Raw genomic sequence first — 19,582 nt, forward strand, 5'->3', positions numbered from 1 at the left:
GGCGATCTCCGAGCCCGAGGGCGGCAGCGACGTACGTAACCTGCGCACCCGCGCCAAGCGCGACGGTGACGACTGGATCATCGACGGCCACAAGATGTGGATCGGCAACGGCGGCATCGCCAACGTGCACGTCGTCAACGCGGTCGTTGACCCCGAGCTCGGTCACCGCGGCCAGGCCCTGTTCGTGGTGCCCGGCGGCACACCGGGTTTGCAGATGGTGCGTAAGCTCGACAAGCTCGGCTGCCGCGCATCGCACACCGCCGAGCTGCGTTTCGACGGCGTGCGCGTGCCGGGCCAGAACCTGCTCGGCGGCCAGGACAGATTGACCGCGAAACTGGCCAGGGCCCGCGAGGCGATCGAGGGTGCACAACACTCCGGCTCGGCGACGATGGGCACCTTCGAACAGACCCGGCCCATGGTGGCCGCCCAGGCGCTCGGAATCGCGCGCGCCGCATTGGAATACGTCACCGCCTACGCGAACCGTCGGGAAGCGTTCGGTGGCCCGATCATCGACCACCAGGGCATCGGGTTCCCGCTGGCCGAATTGGCCACGCAGATCGACGCCGCCCGGCTGCTGACCTGGCGGGCATCGTGGATGGCGGCCAACGGTGTGGCGTTTCAGCGCGGCGAGGGCTCGATGTCGAAGCTGGCGGCCAGCGAAATCGCGGTCAAGACCACCGAGCGGGCCATCCAGACGATGGGCGGCTGGGGCTACATCAAAGACCATCCCGTCGAGAAGTGGTACCGGGACGCCAAGCTGTACACCATCTTCGAGGGCACCAGCGAAATTCAGCGGATGGTCATCGCCAACGCGCTCGGCGCGGCCGACGGCGCGCCGCCGCTGCATGTTGACCTCGAACCCTCCGGCGGCCCGCTCAGCCGCACGTTCGGCCGCGGCACCCCGGTGCGCACCTGGGCCGCCGGTACCGCGCTGACGCTGAAAGACCGCGTGCCGCAGCCGCTCATGCGCGCGGCGATGCGGGTGTTGGCGCCACCGCGCAAGTAGCTGCTTAGTCCAGCCGCACCGACTGGATAGTCACCCCCGTGGCGGGCTTACCGTCCTGCCCGCCGCCGGCCACCCCGGCCGCGGCGATCTTGTCCAGCGTCGCGAGCCCGGTCGCGTCGATGGTGCCGAAGGCGGTGTAGTTGGGCGGCAGCTGCGAGTCCTTGTAGACCATGAAGAATTGGCTGCCGTTGGTGCCGGGCCCGGCGTTGGCCATCGCCAGCGTGCCGCGCGGATAGATGACCGGCTGCTGCAAGGCCGGATCGTCGGGCTTGTACTGGTTGGTCGGATACTCGTTGGCGAACTGATAGCCGGGCCCGCCGGTGCCCGAACCGGTCGGATCGCCGCACTGCAGCACGGCGAGCTCCGGCGCCGTCGTCAACCGGTGGCACGGCGTGTTGTCGAAGAACCCCTTCTGGGCCAGGTTCGAGAAGCTGTTGACCGTGCAGGGCGCCTTCGCATTGTCCAGTTGAATGCCGACCGGGCCCTGATTGGTCATCACGCTGGCGCTGACCGTCGCCGGGTCGGTCGGCACCTTGCCAGTGCGCGGCGGCTGAATTGGCTTGCTCGCCGGCTCGGGGCTGGCCGGGTAGGTGCAGTTGGCGCCCAGGTCGGCCGGTGCGCTGAACGGCGGCAGCGGCGTGGCGCCGCCCGGCGCGGCGGTGTCCTGAGCCGGAGTCTTCGATGCGCCGGCGCTGGTTCCGGCGGGCTGCTTACCGGAGCTCTTGTTGGTCCAAACGACCCCAGCGACGACGGCCGCGACCACGGCCACTGCCAGCACCGACAGTCCCGCGATTGTCCAGATCCGCCGTTTGCGGGCGCGCTGGGCGCGGCGCTCCAGCTGGCGCTCCAGCTTGCGTTTGGCCGTCGCTCGCCGCTGTTGATTGGTCGGCACCGCCGCTGTACCTCCTGCTTTCGCTCTGTCCTCTGCTCTTCGCGCAAGCGCTCATCGCTATCCTCTGCTCTTCGCGCCACCGAGTGTGCCATGCACCGCTGAGCGCCTTTCGCCGGCAATGCGAAACTGGAAGTCGTGCTGATCACCGGATTCCCCACCGGGATGATTCAGGCGAACTGCTACGTCGTCGCGCCGCGGGCCGGCTCGGCGGCCGTCGTGATCGACCCTGGGCAGAACGCCGTGCCGAAACTGCGCCGTGTCCTCGCCGATGACCGGCTGACCCCGGCGGCGGTGTTGCTCACCCACGGGCATCTCGACCACATCTGGACCGCGCAGAAGGTGTGCGACGAGTTCGGCGTCCCGGCGTACATCCATCCCGGTGACCGGTCGATGCTGTCCGACCCGATCAGGGGGTTCGGGCCGCGGGTCGGGCAGATCCTGTTCGGCGCGCTGTTTCACGAGCCCAAGCAGGTCGTCGAAATCGGCGACGGCGACAAGCTGGAGCTTGCCGAGACCACGGTGCTCGTCGAGCACACGCCGGGCCACACCCGCGGCTCGGTATGTTTCCGGATTGCCGCCGATGACGGCGACGTCGTGTTCACCGGCGACACCCTGTTCCACGGCTCGGTCGGTCGCACCGACCTGCCCGGCGGCAGCGGCCGGGACCTGCTCGGTTCCATCGTCGAAAAACTGTTGGTGCTCGACGACGACACCGTGGTACTACCGGGACACGGCGACGCCAGCACGATCGGTGCCGAACGCCGCGCCAACCCGTTCCTCGAAGGTTTGACCCCGTGACCGAATTCAGCGCGCCCAAGGGTGTTCCGGACTACCTGCCGCCGGAGTCGGCGCAGTTCGTCGCGGTGCGCGACGGATTGCTCGAGACTGCCCGCCGGGCCGGTTACGGCGACGCCGAGCTGCCGATCTTCGAGGACACCGCGTTGTTCGCCCGCGGCGTCGGCGAGTCGACCGACGTGGTGTCCAAGGAGATGTACACGTTCAACGACCGCGGCGACCGGTCGGTCACGCTGCGCCCGGAGGGCACCGCGGGGGTGATCCGCGCGGTTATCGAGCACGCGCTGGACCGCGGCTCGCTGCCGGTCAAGCTGTGCTACGCCGGGCCGTTTTTCCGCTACGAGCGGCCCCAGGCCGGGCGCTATCGGCAGCTGCAACAGGTCGGCGTCGAGGCGATCGGCGTCGACGATCCCGCGCTGGACGCCGAGGTGATCGCGATCGCCGACGCCGGCTTCCGCGGTCTGGGGCTGGAGGGGTTCCGGCTGGAGATCACGTCGCTGGGTGACGACACTTGCCGCCCCCAGTATCGCGAACTGCTGCAGGACTTCCTGCTTTCCCTCGACCTCGACGAGGAAACCCGCAGGCGCGCCGAGATCAATCCGCTGCGGGTGCTCGACGACAAACGCGAGCACATCCGACGGCTGACCGCCGACGCGCCGGTGCTGCTCGACCACCTGTCCGACGCCCCCAAGCAGCACTTCGAGACGGTGCTGGCGCACCTCGACGCGCTCGGCGTGCCATACGTGATCAACCCGCGGCTGGTACGGGGACTGGACTACTACACCAAGACCACGTTCGAGTTCGTGCACGACGGACTCGGTGCCCAGTCGGGAATCGGCGGCGGCGGCCGCTACGACGGGCTGATGCGCCAACTCGGCGGAAAAGATTTGTCCGGCATCGGTTTTGGGCTCGGCGTTGACCGCACCATGTTGGCGTTGCGCGCCGAGGGCAAGGCCGTCGGCAACACCACCCGCTGCGACGTGTTCTGTGTTCCGCTGGGCGAGCAGGCCAAGCTGAGACTGGCGGTGCTGGCCGCGGGACTGCGCGAGGTCGGCGTGCGCGTCGACCTCGCCTACGGCGACCGCGGCCTCAAGGGCGCGATGCGCGCGGCCGACCGCTCCGGCGCCGCGGTCGCATTGGTAGCCGGCGACCGCGACATCGAGGCAGGCACGGTCGGCGTGAAGGACCTCGCCACCGGCGAGCAGGTCGACGTCGCGGCGGATTCGGTTGTGGAGGAAGTGCTTTCCCGCGTCGCGCATTAATGCGCCGCGGCGTGGTCGCCCCGTGGCCTGGTGAGGACGAACCGGTCCACCTCCGTGAGTTGACCGAAGGGCCCGTCAACGGCGAAGTGGGTTGCCGTGATGGTGGTATTGCCGCCGACCGGACCCGGATCCACGTCGAACACCACGAACCCGTAGGGGTGATCGCGATCGCGAAACGCCGACCACGGCGCCTGTTCTTCCACGTAGATCGGTGCCTTGCGCCCGATCGCAGGATCGAACGCGTCGACGCCGGTCAGCACCCGACACCGCGGCTCCGGAAAGAACATCCCGTTTGACGGCGACGACGTGCCACCGCCGCCGATTACCACGTGCACCGTTCCTTTCGTGGTGTCGACGACGTCGGTGCGGGTGTCTACCGGAATCGGTGTTGCGGTGTCGCTGCCGACGGTTCCCCGGATTGCGTGTGATCGTTCGTAGTGGTGCTCGTGGCCGCATACCACCAAATCCACGTGGTACCGATCGAACAGCGGCAGCCATTCCTGCCGGATTCCGAGATCGGCGCCGTTTGTGCGATCGGCGGTCGAGACCGCGGTCTGGTGCATGCAGACGATTACCCAGTCGATCCGCGGGTCGCGGCGGGCGTCGGCGAGTTCGGTTTCAAGCCAACGCTTCTGTGCGCCGCCCGAGTAGCCGTGCACGTAGAAGTTGCCGCCGTCCTGGTAGCACACGTCGTCGTTGTTGAGGCTGATCACCCGCATCGAGCCCGCGGTGAACGCGTACCACAGCCCGCGCAGCTGGTCGTCGGCCCCGGAGTCCGGCAACGCGAAGTACGTCTGATAGGCCGCGTACCCGACCGGCCCGTTTCCCGATTCATTTTCATGATTGCCCGCGGCGGGCATCCAGGGCCGGTACCGGGCCGACCGGGTGTTGTTTTCAAACCAGTCCGACCACGTGCGGATGCGATCCTGGGCCAGGTTGGCATAGCACAGATCCCCATTGACCAAGTTGAATAACGGATCGACGCGCTCGATAGCGGCGGTCATGTCGCCGGCGGCCGGCGAGCCGAGATTGTCGTTGGCGAACGCCGTGCCGACTAGCTTGCCCACCGTCGGAGTCGCTTGATCGCCGAAACTGGTGAAGCGCAACGGGGCTCGCCCCGCCGGTGCAGTGCGCGCGGTCCCCAACTCGGGCGAAGCGCCGTCGTGCACGGCCGCGTAGACATAGTCGGTGTCCGGTGACAGGTTCTGCAGATGCACGTGGTTGACGCGAACCTCCACGTTCGACTTCGCGTCGCGGTAGGTGCGCGTCTCGGCTTGGACGGTACGGCCGAAGCCGCCGGTCGGCGTCCCCAGCATCACGCGGGGATTGCGCACGGCAGTGGTGGTGTGCCACGACACCACCACCTCGGTGGATGCATCCCTGCCGAACTGCAGATGCAGGCCGCCCACCCGGGGGGCGTCGGTCCCGTTCGGCCGCGGCCACAGCGCGGGGCCGCGCATGTGGGAGGTGACGACCTCCGCACCGGCCAGCCCCACGCCGGCGCCCACAATCGCCGACGCCGCGCCCGTCATCAGCAGTGTTCGCCGGCCAAAAGCCGGCGGATGGCTCTGGGCGCCATCGGCTGGTTCGGGATCTCCGCTCACCTCGTGGTTCATACCGCGGCTAAGTTAACGGGCGGTGCGGTGGCCGTCACGGCGCCTCCTTCGGCGCCACGGACCACCGCGATAGCGCAGCGGCGAATTTTTGCAGACGAATTTGCAACAAGCGCGCCGGGATCCGGCGCGGGGGGCCACAGTAGGCACGCAACCTCACCGCTAGGAGGCCCAGTCATGAACCCAACTCCACCGGCCCAGCATCCGCCCGCCCGCCAGGTGTTCGCCGCAGGCGCGACCATCGCGGCCGGCGCCCTGTTGCTGACAAACGCCGTGCTGATGCTCCTCGAGGGCATCTCAGCAGTGATCAACAACAAATTGCTTGTCATCGGGCCGGATTACGCCTACAAGTTCAACACCACCGGCTGGGGCTGGATCCACATCGTGCTCGCGATCCTGATGGGCATCGTCGCGTTGGGGCTGGTGTTCGGCAGAATCTGGGCACGCGTGGTGGCGATCGTCATGGCGTCCGTGTCGATCGTCGCAATGTTCTTGTGGTTGCCGTATTACCCGGTGTGGTCGGTCGTCATCATCGCCCTGGACGTCGTCGTGATCTGGGCCGTGGCCACGTGGGACCGCTCGCGGGCGTGACGAGGAGCGGATTCGCCAACCCGAAGCGCATCAACCCGCAGGTGCCCACGTCAAATTGGGGGCGTGTAACTAATCCGGTACGGTGCGCGACATGACGAACGTGGGAAGAGCGACAGGCACGGTCGGGCTGGCGCTGATTGTGGCGGCTGCGGGCCTGGCAGCCACGCATGCAACGTCATTTGCGGAACCGGCCGCACACCAGGTGAAGTACACGGTTACAGCGGGCGACACACTGCAGGCGAAGATCAATTTCATGGCGACCGAGCCGGCCAGCAAGGCGGCTTTCGACGCTGATTCGTCGCAGTACCTGACGTATGTGCAGGTGCCCATCGCCCCCGACACCCCATGGGTGATGGAAACCAAGCTCAGCGACCCGAATCAGTGGGCGATCGTCACCGCCAGCGGCGTGCTCCGCACCAACCCGCAGTTCCACTGCGAGATCGCCGTCGACGGAGTGACCGTCGTGTCGCAGGACGGCGGCAGCGGCGTGCAGTGCGCGCTGCGGCCCTGGTAGCCGGCCGCCTGACAGCGTGGCTCCCCACGCGGATCGCGATCACCCCGCGAAGACGTACACCCACGCGCGCGGGCCCGAGCGCAGCGGCACCAAGATGCGGCGGTAGTCGTCGACCTCGTAGTCGTCGGCCGCCGCCAGCTCGGCCTCGGTTATCTCGAACACGCTTCCTTCGACCCGTGCGCCGGGACGGTTGGTCGGCTTCAGGATCGGGTGGCGATCGCTGCCGCTGGTCGCGATCACGTTCGGGTCGGTGATCCTGACATAGTCCAGCTCGTAGCCGACGATCGCGTCGGCGTGGCCGTCGAGTTCGCGGCCGAACGTGGCCAGCTGGACTTCGCGCTGGCGCAGTGTGCCGTAGGAGAACAGCAGCAAGGTGGCGCACGCCATGGTGCACAAGTCTTGCACCCGGCGGGCTACCTCACCGCGCGCACGAAGTCGGCGATCGCGGCACCGATCTCATTCGGGCTGTCCTCCTGGACGAAGTGCACGCCGCTGACGGTGATCTCGGTTTGGTTGGGCCAGCCGCGGATGAACTCTCGGACCCGCCCCCGCACGATCGCGCCGGGCTCACCGTTGATGAACAGTTTCGGCACGTCGCTCTCCGAGAGCCACTTGCCGTACTCGTTCACGATCGCGACGACGTCGGCCGGCTCGCCGTCGATGGGAATACTGCGCGGCCACGACAGCGTCGGGCGCCTGTCCTCACCGGCGTTGCGGAACGGTTCGCGATAGTGATCCATCTCTTCGTCGGTCAGCTGCCGCTGGATGCCGCCCGGCAGAACGGCTTCGACAAACATGTTCTGCTCCAGCACCATCCGCTCGCCCTCCGGCGACCTGAAGCCCTGAAACACCGGTCGCACGCTGTTTGGCCAGTCCGCCCACGTCACCGGCATCGCGATCGCTTCCATGTGAGCGATGCCCTGCACCCGATCCCGATGCTGATTCGCCCAGTCGAAGCCCAGCGCCGATCCCCAGTCGTGCAGCACGAGCACGACGCGGTCGCCGAGTTCCAGCGCATCCCAAAGCGCGAACAGATAGTCGCGCTGCTCGGCGTAATGGTACCGGTCCGGCCCTGACGGGCTGAGCTTTTCGGATCCGCCCATTCCGATCAGGTCGCAGGCAACGAGCCGGCCGAGGCCCTCCAGATGCGGCATCACGTTGCGCCACAGATACGACGAGGTCGGGTTGCCGTGCTGAAAGACGATCGCGTCGCCGTCACCTTCGTCGATGTAGGCCATTCTCTTGCCGTTGACGTCGCGGAATCGCAGTTCGGCGTAGGGCTTCGCACCGGCCATCGTTGTTCGCCTCTCTCTCAACGAGTTTCGGCGGGCTCGGCGATGTCGGCCACCTTGCCCGCGGTCTCGCGCGCGACCCGCAGGATCCGCGCCGAGAAATCGTTGTCGTGAACCGCACGCGACAGCGCCATGCCGCCGACGCAGATCGTCATCAACGCGATCGCGTCGTCGAAACGCTGACCGTCCACGTCCGTGCCGCCGCAAATGGCGGCCAGCGAGATGCGCAATTCGCGTTCGTAGGCCGCTCGGAACTCCGGAAATGCGTGGGCCGCATCCGAACTCAACGTCGCGAACGCGCAACTGGTGGACAGATCGTCGCGATGGGCAGCCGTGAGATAGCGGTTCGCAAGGGCTTTCAACCGGGAACCCCACCGCTGCCGGCCCGCCGGCTTGATCCAGTGCGGACGCCCGGTGCCGATCGCGTGGGCGAACGCGGCGACCGCCAGGTCGTCCTTCGTCTCGAAATGCGAGTAGAACGCGCCGTGGGTGAGCCCGGCGTCGTGCATGACTCCGACGATGGCCGCGCCGTCGACGCCCTCCTCCCGCAACCGGCGGGCGGCGGCGTCGAGGATGCGCTCGAGCGACCGCCGCTTGAGTTCGTCGCGCTTCGTCGACTTCGGCATGACGGGCATCATGTTAGTGGCATGATGCCCGTCATGTGAAGCGCGCCTGCGTCCGGCACGGTACTTGACATCGAATCGAACTAGCGTTCGAATAGGACCATGCGGTGGGACGGCCAGGGTGTCAACGTCGACGACGGAGCACTGCCCGGCCTGCAGCGCATCGGCTTCGTCCGCAGCGTCCGCACGCCGCAGTTCGATGGCATCACGTTCCACGAGGTGCTGTGCAAGTCCGCGATCAACAAGATTCCCGACGCCGCGATGCTGCCGTTCCGGCACACGATCAACGGCTACCGCGGCTGCTCACACGCCTGCCGCTACTGCTTCGCGCGGCCGACCCACGAGTACCTGGAATTCGACTCGGGCAAGGATTTCGACACACAGATCGTGGTCAAGACCAACATCGTCGAGGTGTTGCGCCGCGAACTGCATCGGCCGTCGTGGCGGCGCGACACGATAGCGCTTGGCACCAACACCGATCCGTACCAGCGCGCCGAGGGCCGCTACGCGCTGATGCCGGGCATCATCGGCGCACTCGCCGAGTACGGCACGCCGTTTTCCATCCTGACCAAGGGCACGCTGCTGCGGCGTGATCTGCCGCTGATCGTCGATGCCGCCGAACGGGTTCCGATTTCGCTCGCGGTGTCGTTGGCAGTCGGCGACCCGGAGCTGCACCGCGACGTCGAACCCGGCACGCCGTCGCCGCAGGCGCGGCTGGGCCTGATCGCCGCGATCCGCGACGCCGGCCTGGGCTGCCACGTGATGGTGGCGCCGGTGCTGCCGTATCTCACCGACTCGGTCGCGCACCTCGACGGGCTGCTGGGACAGATCGCCGAGGCGGGCGCGACGGGTGCGACGGTGTTCGGGTTGCACCTGCGCGGGTCCAACCGTGGCTGGTTCCTGCAGTGGCTGGCTCGCTCACACCCCGAGCTGGTGGACCCCTACCGCGAGCTCTATCGCAAGGGTGCCTACCCGCCGAAGGACTACCGCGAGATGTTGCACCGCAGGACCGCCCCGCTAGTGGGCAAGCACCGGCTGACCGGCGAGCCGCGCTCGTCGATGCCACCGCCGGAGCCAGTGGCCGCGGCGCCCGTTCAGCCCACCCTGTTCTAAGGACAACTGTGATCCGCCGAGGCAGCCGATCAGCTCGCGGTGTAATCGACCAACTCGATACCGGCCGCCCGCAGGGCGTCGAGGGCCTTTGCCGAGGTCTCGGCCGAGACGCCGGCGGTGAGGTTGACCAACACACGCGTTTTCAGGCCCGCCTTCGCCGCGTCGGCGGCCGTGTCGCGCACGCAGTAGTCGGTGGCGATGCCGACGATGTCGACCTGGTCGACGCCGTGGCCGCGCAGCCAGTCGAATAGCGGGATTCCGCGTTCGCAGGCGCCCTCGAAGCCGCTGTAGGCCGCGGAGTACTGGCCCTTGCGAAACACCGCCTCGATGCCGGTGGTATCCAGGTCGGGGTGAAACTCGGAGCCCGACGTTCCGACCACGCAGTGCGGCGGCCAGGAATTCCTGAAGTCCGGGTTGTCGGAGAAGTGTTCGCCCGGGTCGATGTGGTAGTCCTTGGTCGCGACGACATGGTCGTAGCCGTGGTCGCCGGTCAGCAGGCCGTTGATCGCCCGCGCCACGGCGGACCCGCCGACCACTGCCAGGGAGCCGCCCTCGCAGAAGTCGTTCTGCACATCGGTGACGATGAGCGCTCGCATGTCCATACGGTAACGCCGCCGGTTGCCCGCGGCCGACGCGAAGCGGACACATTCGGTTCGGTCTTCGGATATCACATCGGCTTGGCCGCTCGGTTCACTAGAACCGACGGAATCTGTTTGCCGGAGGAATAGTGAGCGACCACAGCGGCGTCGGACCCGACCGGCCCATGCATACCGGCATCGAATTGCAACGGTTGCCGGGGGGCGCCACGATTGTTCGTGCCACCGGCGACCTGCACGGCGATGCCGCCGCGGTGCTGCGACGGACCTTCACCGACGAGCTGACCGGCTCGCCCGAACTTTTCGTGCTCGATCTGTCCGATGTCGCCCGCATCGATCGGGACGGCATCGACGCACTGCGCTCAGGTGCGGCGATGGCGGCCCACGCAGACATCGCATATTGTCTGGTCGTCGAGCCGGTAGGCGCGGTCAAAGCGGCGCTCGACACCGCCGGGCTGACCGAGATGTTCGAGCTCTTCTCGTCGGTGACCGAGGCGCTGCGCGAGACTCGCTAATCGGCGACCCGCAGTGTCTGCGAAGGGTTCTCGCCGAACAGCTGATGATATTGCTCGGCGAACCGGCCCATGTGCAGGAATCCCCACCGCGCCGCCACTGTGGACACCGTCGCCGTGCCGGCGCAGCTGTTCAATAGTTCGGCGTGCACCTTGTGCAGCCGGAGTCGTTTCACCACGGCCGCGTTTGTCGACCGTTCACTTTCCGCCAATGTATCGGCGTAGTTGTGTGGCTGGATCAACAGCAGGCCCTGAATCAGCAGCTGCTGCAGGTTCTCCACGGCGAGCCGATGGCTGAGCACGCCGTGCGGCTGGCCGGCCTCGCGTGCCAGGATCCGAACCAAGTCAAACCAGTTGCGCGACGCGGCGGTGTCCAGACTTAGGCTGCGCGCGAACGTAATCCTCTTCCGCACCGGCCGGTTCAGCATGCCTTCCAGTTGCCTGCGCATTTGCTGTAAGTCACCTTGAGGCAGACCTCGCCGCAATCGCTGGACCAAAGCAGATCGCACGGCATACCGGGGGTGAAGATCGCGGCCGAACCGACGGTGGTCTTCTCCAGGCGTCCGTCTCAGCGAAACCGGGCGGTGTTTGGCGTCAGGCAGTCGTTTCGGGGAAGAGGTATTCATGAACCTCGCGGATGGCCATCGATCCTTCCCCGACCGCCGATGCGACCCGCTTGACCGAGCCACTGCGCACATCACCCGCGGCGAAAACTCCGCGCAGGCTGGTTTCCAGCGGCAGCGGCCTGCGTTGAGTGATCGGCCGTGCACGATCGGCGCCCGAATACAGCGCGGCGGATCCGGTCGTGATGAAGCCGTGGTCATCGAGCGTGATCGCACCGCGCAGCCACGCCGTATTCGGCACCGCGCCGATGAAGACAAACAACGCACGGGTATCGAAGCGGTACCGTTCGCCGGTCTTCTTGTTCTCCGCCACAACGGTTTTGAGCTCTTTGTCGCCGTCGACCTCGCGGACCTCGGTGCACAGATGCACCGACACTCGGGGATGCTGCTCGATCTGGTCGACGAGATACCGCGACATCGACTTGCCAAGGTCGTCGGCGCGGACCAGCAGGTCGACCTGATTACCTCTGGAGGCGAAGAAGACCGTGGCCTGGCCCGCCGAATTCCCGCCTCCCACTATGACGACCGGACCGGTGCCGCAGATCAGGGCCTCTTGGTGGGTGGCAGCGTAGTACACGCCGTAGCCGTGGAACCTCTCGATCCCCTCGACGTCGAGCAGTCGATATCGGGCGCCGGTGGCAAGGACGACGGCGCGGCAGTTCAGGCAGGTGTCGTCGGCCAATCGAATCACGTGCTGGCCGCTGCCGGACTCGAGGGCGACCGCTTCGGACGAAATGGTGATGCGGGCCCCGAACTTGTCCGCCTGCAGTGCCGCCCGCTCGGCGAGGTCCGACCCGGAGATTCCGGCCGGGAATCCGAGGTAGTTCTCGATCCTCGAAGACGTTCCGGCTTGACCGCCGACAGCGATCAGTTCCACCGCCGCGGTGTTCAGGCCGTCGGACGCGCCATACACCGCCGCACCCAGTCCGGCCGGGCCGGCGCCGACGATCAACAGATCGAATTCGTCGTGCGCACTCTCGGGCACCGATAACCCGACGAGTCGGGCGAGTTCCTTGTTCGTCGGGTTGCGCAGCACCTGGTCGCCCCAGATCACGACCGGGGTGTCCTCGGGTGGGATCCCGAAGCGACGCAGCAGCCGCTCAGCGTTCGGGTCGCGTTCCAAGTCGAGCCACCTGTGGGGTAGCCGGTTGCGGGCGGCGAATTCCCGCAATCGCGCGGTGTCGGGGGAGTAGCACGAACCGATGATGCGGAATCCCGCTCCGCCCTCGATCAGCAGCGAGCGGCGCATCAGATACGCGCGCAGAATCAGATCGCTGAGCACGGGATCGTGTTCGACGAGGCGGCGCACCCGTTTGGCAGGCACGACCAGCACTTCACCGTCCTCGATGACTTCCGCGGTGTAGAACGCGGCCTGGCCTTCGAGATCGCCCAACTCGCCGAGGAATCGGCGCGGGCCGTGCACCCTGATGACTTGGCGCTCGCCGGTTTCGGCCTCGGCCAGCACCGCGACCTTTCCGCTCACAATCACGAAAAAGTCGTCGCAACGGTGGCCCTCGCGAACCAAGACATCGCCCGCCCGAATGCTTCTGCGCTTGCCGCCCGCGTCGAGCGTCGCGATCTGATCGTCGCTGAGCCGCGGGTATGCGCCGTATAAATCCGGGGTTTCGGCCGGCGGGGCCGGTGGCGGCTCGACGGTGGCGACGCTAGACATAGTTCTCGTGCACGTAACACCAACGCCACGTCGCACCCGGCTCCATGGACTGCACGATCGGGTGACCCACGGTGTGCGCGTGGCCGCGAGCGTGCCGCATCGGCGACGAATCGCAGCAGCCGACGTGGCCGCACGTGAGGCAAAGCCGCAGGTGCACCCACGGGGTGCCGAGCCGCAGGCACTCCTCGCAGCCGTTCGGGGTTCGCGGTCGCACCGGCCGGATCGCCGCAATGTCCGGGTCGACGGATATCGAAGTCATCGGCTGTGCTCCTTTGCTGCGTTGGCCGGAAGGTTTTGCTCAAGCCACGTCCGCAAGGCCGCTACCGGTGCCGCCCCGGCCTGCCGGGCCAGCACCCGCCCGTGGTCGATGAGCAACAGCGTCGGCACGGCCTGCACCGTGAACCGTTGCGAGATCGACGGGGCGGCGTCCACGTCGACCTTCACCAGTTTCAACTGGCCGGCGCGTTCGGTGGCAAGCTGTTCGAGTGCGGGGCTGACCATGCGGCATGGGCCGCACCAGCTGGCCCACAGATCGACAAGCACTGGCACCGGCGACTTTTCAACGACATCGGCGAAGTCTTGATCGCCGGCCGAAGCAATCCACGGCAACCACTGATGACAATTGCCGCAGCGCGGCTTGCCCGAAGCCGCCGCCGGTACGCGGTTGCGCTTTCCACAATTGGGGCAGGTCACGATGTCGTTTGCCATGGGCCAGCCTCCCTCAGGCCGCGAACGCCGGTTCGGAATAGTTGACGGCGAGTTCGCCGCCCGCCACGTCGACCCGGACCCGCCCGCCGGCCGTGATGTCGCCGCGCAGCAGCGCCCGTCCGATTCTGGTCTCCACTTCGTGGGCGATGTAGCGGCGCAGCGGTCGAGCGCCGTACACCGGGTCATAACCGTGCTCGGCGATCAGCCGGCGAGCTTCGGGTGTGATGTCGAGATCAATCTGGCGCTCCGCCAGGCGGTTCCGCAGCTCAGCAAGTTGCAGCTCGACGATGCGCTCGATCTGCGGCATGGCCAGCGGCGTGAACAACACGATGTCGTCGACCCGGTTCAAGAACTCGGGGCGGAAGTGGCCGCGCAGCTCCGCCATGACGCGTTCACGGGCGTCGGGCTTGATCTCACCGTCCGCGGTGACACCGTCGAACAGATAGTGTGATCCGATGTTGGACGTCATGATGACCACCGTGTTGCGGAAGTCGACCTGTCGGCCCTGCGCGTCGGTGAGCCGGCCGTCGTCGAGCACCTGCAGCAGCGTGTTGAACACGTCGGCGTGCGCCTTTTCGATCTCGTCGAACAGCACCACCGAATACGGCTTGCGGCGCACCGCCTCGGTGAGCTGGCCGCCCTCCTCGTAGCCGACATATCCCGGTGGTGCCCCGACCAGTCGGCTCACGGTGTGCCGCTCCTGGTACTCGCTCATATCGAGGCGCACCATGTTCTCTTCGCTGTCGAACAGCGCGGCGGCCAGCGTCCTGGCGAGTTCGGTCTTCCCGACGCCGGTGGGCCCGAGGAATATGAACGACCCGATCGGCCGTCGCGGGTCCCGAATCCCGGACCTGGCGCGGATGATGGCGTCGGCGACCAACTGGACCGCCTCGTCCTGTCCGATGACCCGCTCGTGCAGGATTTCGTCGAGCCGCAACAGCTTCTCGCGTTCGCCCTCCTGCAGCCGGGCGACGGGTATGCCGGTCCACGCCGCCACGATTTCGGCTATCTCGTCCTCGGTCACGACCTCGCGCAGCAGCGGCCGCTGGCCCTGCTTGGACCTCAGTTGCTCCTCGGCGGCTTGCAGTTTGCGTTCCACTTCGCGCATCTCCCCGTAGCGCAGCTCCGCGGCGCGGTTGAGGTCATAGCTGCGCTCGGCTTCTTCGGCCTCACGCCGCAGCTGCTCGAGTTGTTCACGCAGCTCCTGCACCCGCCGAATGGCCTGTCGTTCGGCGTCCCATTGGGCGTGTTTGGCGTCGGCCTCGGCACGCAGATCGGCCAGTTCCCGGCGCAGCTCCTCCAGGCGCGCCTTGCTTGCCGGGTCCGATTCCTTGGAAAGCGCCGCCTCCTCGATCTCCAGGCGGGTCACCCGCCGGGTGACTTCGTCCAATTCGGCTGGCATGGAGTCGATTTCGGTGCGCAGCCGCGCGCATGCCTCGTCCACCAGATCGATGGCCTTGTCCGGCAGGAACCGGTCGGTGATGTAGCGGTGCGACAGCGTCGCCGCGGCCACCAGCGCACCGTCCTGAATCTTGACTCCGTGGAATACCTCGAGGCGTTCGCGCAGGCCGCGCAGAATCGAAATCGTGTCCTCCACATCGGGCTCGTCGACCAGCACCGTCTGGAACCGCCGCTCCAGCGCGGCGTCGTGCTCGATGTGTTTGCGGTACTCGTCGAGCGTGGTGGCTCCGATCATGTGCAGCTCACCGCGGGCCAGCATGGGCTTGAGCATGTTGCCGGCATCCAGAGACCCCTCGGCCGCTCCGGCGCCGACCACGGTGTGCAACTCGTCGACGAACAGCAGAATGCGACCCTCCCCGGCCTTCACCTCCGACAGCACCGCCTGCAGCCGCTCCTCGAATTCGCCCCGGTACTTCGCGCCGGCGACCAGCGAGCCCATGTCGAGCGCGAAGATCGTCTTGTCCCGCAGGCCTTCCGGCACATCGCCGCGCACGATCCGCTGGGCGAGGCCCTCCACGATCGCCGTCTTACCCACGCCGGGATCACCGATCAGCACCGGGTTGTTCTTGGTCTTGCGGCTCAGGATCTGAATCACCCTGCGGATCTCGGCATCCCGGCCGATCACCGGGTCAAGCTTGCCCGACCGGGCTTCGGCGACGAGGTCTCGGCCGTACTTCTCCAGCGCGTCGTATGAGCCCTCCGGCGTCGCCGACGTCACCCGCTGATTACCGCGCACCTTGGTCAGCGCAGTCAGGAACGCGTCTCGCGTGATTCCGTGCGAGGCCAGAATTCGCCCGGCCGCGGTTGCCGTCCCCTCCTCAGCAAGGGCGATCACCAGGTGCTCGACCGACACATATTCGTCCTTGAGCCGCTTGGCTTCCCGCTCGGCCGCCTCGAGCACCTTGGCCAGACGCCGGGTGATGGACACTTGGCCGGGTGCGGCGCCCGGACCGCTGACCTTCGGCCTGCGGTTCAGCTCACGCTCCAGGTCGGCCCGGATTGCCGCGATGTCGGCGCCGGCCTGCTCCATCAGGCGCGCCACCAACCCCTCGGGCTGGTCGATCAGCGCCATCAACAGGTGTTCGCCGTCGACCTCGGTGTGACCCATCCGGGTCGCGATGCTCTGCGCTTCCTGCAGCGCCTCCTGCGATTTCTGCGTCAGGCTGTTGATGTCCACAGCGATGTCCTCCTTCGGCGGGCAGCGGTTTCGAGTTCCTCGATGCGGTCGAGCAGATCGAGCACCAGCCCGATCGCCGCGTAGTTCAGTCCAAGCCCGGTGCGCAGGCGCTGGATGCGCGAAACGGCGGCCACCGCGGACGGTTCGAACCACAGCTCTCCGCGCGCATCGCGCCGGCAGGGCAGCAGCCCGAGCGCGACGAATCTTCGCACCGTCTCCGGGTGCACACCGCAGCGCGTGGCGAATGCGTCGACATTCAACGTCGGCCGGCGCGCCAAAACATACCGTGGCGCGGGCGCCGTCATCGTGACCTCCTCGGATCGAAGGTGGACTCGGCGGCCAGCTGCTCGAACAACTCTCGCTCGCGCGCAGTGGGTTTGGCCGGAACCATTATCTTGATCTCGGCGTACAGATCACCGGCGCCGCCGCGCGGATTGGGCATGCCCTCACCGCGCAGCCGCAGCCGTCTGCCGGTCGACGAGCCCGGCGGAACCTTGACCTTGGCCTCACCTCCGGGCGTGCGCACCGCGACCGTCGCGCCAAGGACCGCCTCCCACGGTGACACCGCAAGGTCGGTAGTGATGTCACGGCCGTCCAGCCGGAACCGCGGATGCGGCTTGATTCGAACCACCAGATACAGGTCCCCGGCCGCCCCGTCGCCGTTGCCCCGCCCGCCCTCGCCGGCCAGCCGGATCCGTTGCCCGTCGATGACGCCTCGCGGAATGTTGACCGTGTACCTGCGGCCGTCCAACTGGATTTGGCGCCTGCCGCCGCGGTATGCCTCTTCGAGCGTCAGCTCGAGCTGGGCCTCCTGGTCGGCGCCGGCGATCGGCCCGAAACCGCCACCGCCCGTGAACAGATCACCGAACAGATCCTCGATGTTGACGCCGCCGGCCCCGCCGAAGCCCCGGCCGTAGCGGACTCTGGCGCCCGACGGGCCGCCGCCGAACCCGCCGGACCCGCCGGGGAAGCCGCCGACTCCCGCCCCGACCCGCCCGGCCTGCTCTTCCCAGTCCTCCGGTACCCGTCGGAAGTCCTCCCCGAAGCGGTCGTACCGTTGACGGGTTTTCGGGTCGGACAGGACGTGGTAGGCCTCGTTGATCTCCTTGAACCGGTTCTCGGCGGCCGGATCCTTGTTGACGTCGGGATGGTACTTGCGCGCTAGGGTCCGAAACGCCTGCTGAATCTGCTCGGCGGTGGCGTCACGCGACACACCGAGCGCTTGGTAGTAGTCCTGTGCCACAGAGGCATCACTCCTCGCGGCGGCTGACCATCACGGCCGCCGGCCTAAGTTGTTGTGAGCCCGTCCCGTAGCCGGGTCGCAGCACCTCGACGACCGTGCCGGGCGGAGCGTCCGAATCGCCGGTCACCCCGACGACCTCGTGGCGCTCCGGGTCGAACGGCACGCCCACCTCGACGTCGCGCGGATAACCGAGATGCGCCAGCACCTGCACCGCCTGATCAAGGATCGACCGCACGCCCTCGACGACGGCGCCAGACTCGCCGCCCTGGAAGCCGAGCGCCCGCTCCAAGTCGTCCACGATGGGCAGCCACGCGCGTGCGACCCTGGATCGTTCGACCAATCGTTCGCGCTCCAGTTCGCGGGCATAGCGCTTGCGCACGTTGTCGAGATCGGCAACGGCGCGTCGCCAACGGTCCTCGAGCCGCGCCAACTCGGCATCCGTATCAGGTTGCGGCGCCTCCGGTTTGGCTCCAGGTTCGGGCGGAACTTCGTGGACGCGGTCGCGGTCCTCCTCGGTCGCCGACTGTTCTGCCGGGGTTCCCATCACACATCACCCTCTGTCGAACTCGGCGTCTACCACGTCGTCGTCGGCGGCCGAGGTGTCGCGGCCATCGCCGGACGGTTGCCCATTGCCGCCCCCGGTGGGCGTGGGCTGCAGCCCGTACAGCACCTGCTGCAATTCGGAGGTCAGCGATTGCACTCGGTCCAGCGGTGCTTCGTCGGTGATCGCCTGCCGTGCGTCGGCGATCAACATCTCGGCGCGTGCGCGGTCGTGCGGCGCGGCCGAATCGCCCAGCTCGGCAAGTCGACGCTCGACTTGGTATGCCGCCGAGTCGAGTTCGTTGCGGGCCTCGACCGCCCTGCGCAGCTGTTCGTCCTCGCGGCGGTGCGCCTCTGCCTCGGCGACCATCCGCTCGACCTCGCTCTGGTCCAGATTCGACTGCTCGCTGATGGTGATGCTCTGCTCGGCGCCGGTGTCCTTGTCGCGTGCGGTCACGTTGAGGATGCCGTTGGCGTCGATGTCGAAGGTCACCTCGATCTGCGGCTCACCGCGCGGCGCCGGTCGGATGTTCTCGAGCTTGAATCGGCCGAGAACCCGGTTGTCCCTTGCCAACTCGCGTTCACCCTGCAGCACGACGATGTCGACCGCGGGCTGATTGTCCGCGGCGGTGGTGAACACTTCGCTGCGACGGACCGGAATGGTGGTGTTGCGCTCGATGATCTTGGTCATCAGGCCACCCGCGGTCTCGACGCCAAGCGACAGCGGTGTGACGTCGAGCAACAGCACGTCGGACACCTCGCCCTTGAGCACCCCGGCCTGGATCGCGGCGCCCATAGCGACCACCTCGTCGGGGTTGACGCTCATGTTGGGGTCCTTGCCGCCGGTGAGTCGGCGCACCAGGGCCTGGACGGCGGGGATCCGCGTCGACCCGCCGACCAGGATGACCTCGTCGATGTCGTTTGCCGTCACCTTGGCGTCGTCCATCGCCTGCTTGACCGGCCCCATGCAGCGCTGAACCAGGTCCGCGGTCAGGTCCTCGAACTTGGACCGCATGATCGACATGGTCAAGTGCTTCGGGCCGCTGGCGTCAGCGGTGATGAACGGCAAATTGACCTGTGTCTGCGCCACCGAAGACAACTCGACCTTGGCCTTCTCGGCCGCCTCGAACAGCCGCTGCAGCGCTTGGGGATCTTTACGCACGTCGATGCTGTTTTCGCGTTGGAATTCGTCGGCCAGGTAATCGACGAGCCGACGGTCGAAGTCGTCGCCGCCCAGATGCGAATCGCCCGCGGTGGCCCGCACCTCGACCACTCCGTCGCCGACGTCGAGCAAGCTCACGTCGAATGTCCCCCCGCCGAGATCGAAGACCAGAACGGTCTCGTGTCCC

Annotated in this window: 22 protein-coding genes; 7 read left to right on the forward strand and 15 right to left on the reverse strand. The window is 67.3% G+C overall.

Annotation, left to right across the window (positions count from 1 at the left end; translation table 11 throughout):
* The coding region (locus tag VE759_RS06430; RefSeq protein ID WP_324929340.1) for an acyl-CoA dehydrogenase family protein at positions 1–1,006 on the forward strand (1,006 nt) is incomplete at its 5' end.
* A gap of 4 nt (positions 1,007–1,010) precedes the next feature.
* Here the strand turns inward: VE759_RS06430 and VE759_RS06435 are convergent.
* A complete protein-coding gene (locus tag VE759_RS06435) occupies positions 1,011–1,898 on the reverse strand; it encodes a peptidylprolyl isomerase (RefSeq protein ID WP_324929342.1) in 888 nt (295 codons plus the stop codon).
* Between the two features lie 135 nt (positions 1,899–2,033).
* On the opposite strand from VE759_RS06435, the gene VE759_RS06440 reads away from it, so the two are divergent.
* Together VE759_RS06440 and hisS are read left to right on the forward strand one after the other, a co-directional pair.
* Positions 2,034–2,696, forward strand: a complete 663-nt coding sequence (locus VE759_RS06440) for an MBL fold metallo-hydrolase (protein WP_324929344.1) — start codon at positions 2,034–2,036, stop codon at positions 2,694–2,696.
* Positions 2,693–3,955 (forward strand): histidine--tRNA ligase, encoded by a 1,263-nt coding sequence (hisS, locus tag VE759_RS06445; RefSeq protein WP_324929347.1) that lies wholly within the window; start codon positions 2,693–2,695, stop codon positions 3,953–3,955. Before VE759_RS06440 ends, hisS begins: the two co-directional genes overlap by 4 nt.
* Here the strand turns inward: hisS and VE759_RS06450 are convergent.
* Positions 3,952–5,571, reverse strand: a complete 1,620-nt coding sequence (locus tag VE759_RS06450) for a metallophosphoesterase family protein (protein ID WP_324929349.1) — start codon at positions 5,569–5,571, stop codon at positions 3,952–3,954. The genes hisS and VE759_RS06450 overlap by 4 nt on opposite strands.
* Positions 5,572–5,745: 174 nt before the next feature.
* Here VE759_RS06450 and VE759_RS06455 point away from each other — a divergent pair, with 174 nt between their 5' ends.
* The gene (locus tag VE759_RS06455; protein ID WP_324929351.1) at positions 5,746–6,159 is read left to right on the forward strand and encodes a DUF7144 family membrane protein; all 414 of its coding nucleotides are present in this window, start codon (positions 5,746–5,748) and stop codon (positions 6,157–6,159) included.
* A 91-nt stretch (positions 6,160–6,250) separates the two neighbouring features.
* Positions 6,251–6,673: a hypothetical protein gene (locus tag VE759_RS06460; protein WP_324929353.1), complete on the forward strand. Its 423-nt coding sequence runs from the start codon at positions 6,251–6,253 to the stop codon at positions 6,671–6,673.
* Positions 6,674–6,712: 39 nt separating this feature from the next.
* On the opposite strand, the gene VE759_RS06465 is transcribed toward VE759_RS06460, so the two are convergent.
* The 3 genes from VE759_RS06465 to VE759_RS06475 are packed head-to-tail and all read right to left on the reverse strand — an operon-like array spanning position 6,713 to position 8,591.
* Positions 6,713–7,060 carry a gamma-glutamylcyclotransferase family protein gene (locus tag VE759_RS06465; RefSeq protein WP_324929355.1) on the reverse strand — a complete coding sequence of 116 codons (348 nt, stop codon included), beginning with the start codon at positions 7,058–7,060 and terminating at the stop codon, positions 6,713–6,715.
* 26 nt (positions 7,061–7,086) lie between these two features.
* Positions 7,087–7,968 (reverse strand): haloalkane dehalogenase, encoded by an 882-nt coding sequence (locus VE759_RS06470; protein ID WP_324929357.1) that lies wholly within the window; start codon positions 7,966–7,968, stop codon positions 7,087–7,089.
* 17 nt (positions 7,969–7,985) lie between these two features.
* Positions 7,986–8,591, reverse strand: a complete 606-nt coding sequence (locus tag VE759_RS06475) for a TetR/AcrR family transcriptional regulator (RefSeq protein WP_324929359.1) — start codon at positions 8,589–8,591, stop codon at positions 7,986–7,988.
* A 99-nt stretch (positions 8,592–8,690) separates the two neighbouring features.
* Here VE759_RS06475 and VE759_RS06480 point away from each other — a divergent pair, with 99 nt between their 5' ends.
* Positions 8,691–9,701: an Rv2578c family radical SAM protein gene (locus tag VE759_RS06480; RefSeq protein ID WP_324929361.1), complete on the forward strand. Its 1,011-nt coding sequence runs from the start codon at positions 8,691–8,693 to the stop codon at positions 9,699–9,701.
* Between the two features lie 29 nt (positions 9,702–9,730).
* On the opposite strand, the gene VE759_RS06485 is transcribed toward VE759_RS06480, so the two are convergent.
* Positions 9,731–10,297: a nicotinamidase gene (locus VE759_RS06485; protein ID WP_324929363.1), complete on the reverse strand. Its 567-nt coding sequence runs from the start codon at positions 10,295–10,297 to the stop codon at positions 9,731–9,733.
* 131 nt (positions 10,298–10,428) lie between these two features.
* Here VE759_RS06485 and VE759_RS06490 point away from each other — a divergent pair, with 131 nt between their 5' ends.
* Positions 10,429–10,812 (forward strand): STAS domain-containing protein, encoded by a 384-nt coding sequence (locus tag VE759_RS06490; protein WP_324929365.1) that lies wholly within the window; start codon positions 10,429–10,431, stop codon positions 10,810–10,812.
* Here the strand turns inward: VE759_RS06490 and VE759_RS06495 are convergent.
* The 9 genes from VE759_RS06495 to VE759_RS06535 all read right to left on the reverse strand — a co-directional run.
* Entirely contained in the window at positions 10,809–11,258 is a 450-nt protein-coding gene (locus VE759_RS06495; RefSeq protein WP_324929367.1) for a helix-turn-helix domain-containing protein, read from the reverse strand. The genes VE759_RS06490 and VE759_RS06495 overlap by 4 nt on opposite strands.
* Before the next feature lie 145 nt (positions 11,259–11,403).
* Positions 11,404–13,104, reverse strand: coding sequence for an FAD-dependent oxidoreductase (locus VE759_RS06500; RefSeq protein ID WP_324929369.1), 1,701 nt, complete (start codon positions 13,102–13,104; stop codon positions 11,404–11,406).
* Positions 13,097–13,363: a UBP-type zinc finger domain-containing protein gene (locus VE759_RS06505; RefSeq protein WP_324929371.1), complete on the reverse strand. Its 267-nt coding sequence runs from the start codon at positions 13,361–13,363 to the stop codon at positions 13,097–13,099. The genes VE759_RS06500 and VE759_RS06505 overlap by 8 nt, the downstream gene beginning before the upstream one ends.
* Entirely contained in the window at positions 13,360–13,812 is a 453-nt protein-coding gene (trxA, locus tag VE759_RS06510; protein ID WP_324929373.1) for a thioredoxin, read from the reverse strand. Before trxA ends, VE759_RS06505 begins: the two co-directional genes overlap by 4 nt.
* 13 nt (positions 13,813–13,825) lie before the next feature.
* A complete protein-coding gene (gene clpB / locus VE759_RS06515) occupies positions 13,826–16,450 on the reverse strand; it encodes an ATP-dependent chaperone ClpB (RefSeq protein WP_324929375.1) in 2,625 nt (874 codons plus the stop codon).
* Positions 16,432–16,755: a chaperone modulator CbpM gene (locus VE759_RS06520; RefSeq protein ID WP_324929377.1), complete on the reverse strand. Its 324-nt coding sequence runs from the start codon at positions 16,753–16,755 to the stop codon at positions 16,432–16,434. Before VE759_RS06520 ends, clpB begins: the two co-directional genes overlap by 19 nt.
* Positions 16,752–17,693: a DnaJ C-terminal domain-containing protein gene (locus VE759_RS06525; protein ID WP_324929379.1), complete on the reverse strand. Its 942-nt coding sequence runs from the start codon at positions 17,691–17,693 to the stop codon at positions 16,752–16,754. The genes VE759_RS06520 and VE759_RS06525 overlap by 4 nt, the downstream gene beginning before the upstream one ends.
* Positions 17,694–17,700: 7 nt before the next feature.
* On the reverse strand, positions 17,701–18,237 hold the full coding sequence (locus tag VE759_RS06530) for a nucleotide exchange factor GrpE (RefSeq protein WP_324929380.1): 537 nt from the start codon (positions 18,235–18,237) through the stop codon (positions 17,701–17,703).
* A gap of 6 nt (positions 18,238–18,243) precedes the next feature.
* The coding region (locus VE759_RS06535) for an Hsp70 family protein (RefSeq protein ID WP_324929382.1) at positions 18,244–19,582 on the reverse strand (1,339 nt) is incomplete at its 5' end.

It is taken from the genome of Mycobacterium sp. (assembly GCF_035640695.1).
Taxonomy (GTDB): domain Bacteria; phylum Actinomycetota; class Actinomycetes; order Mycobacteriales; family Mycobacteriaceae; genus Mycobacterium.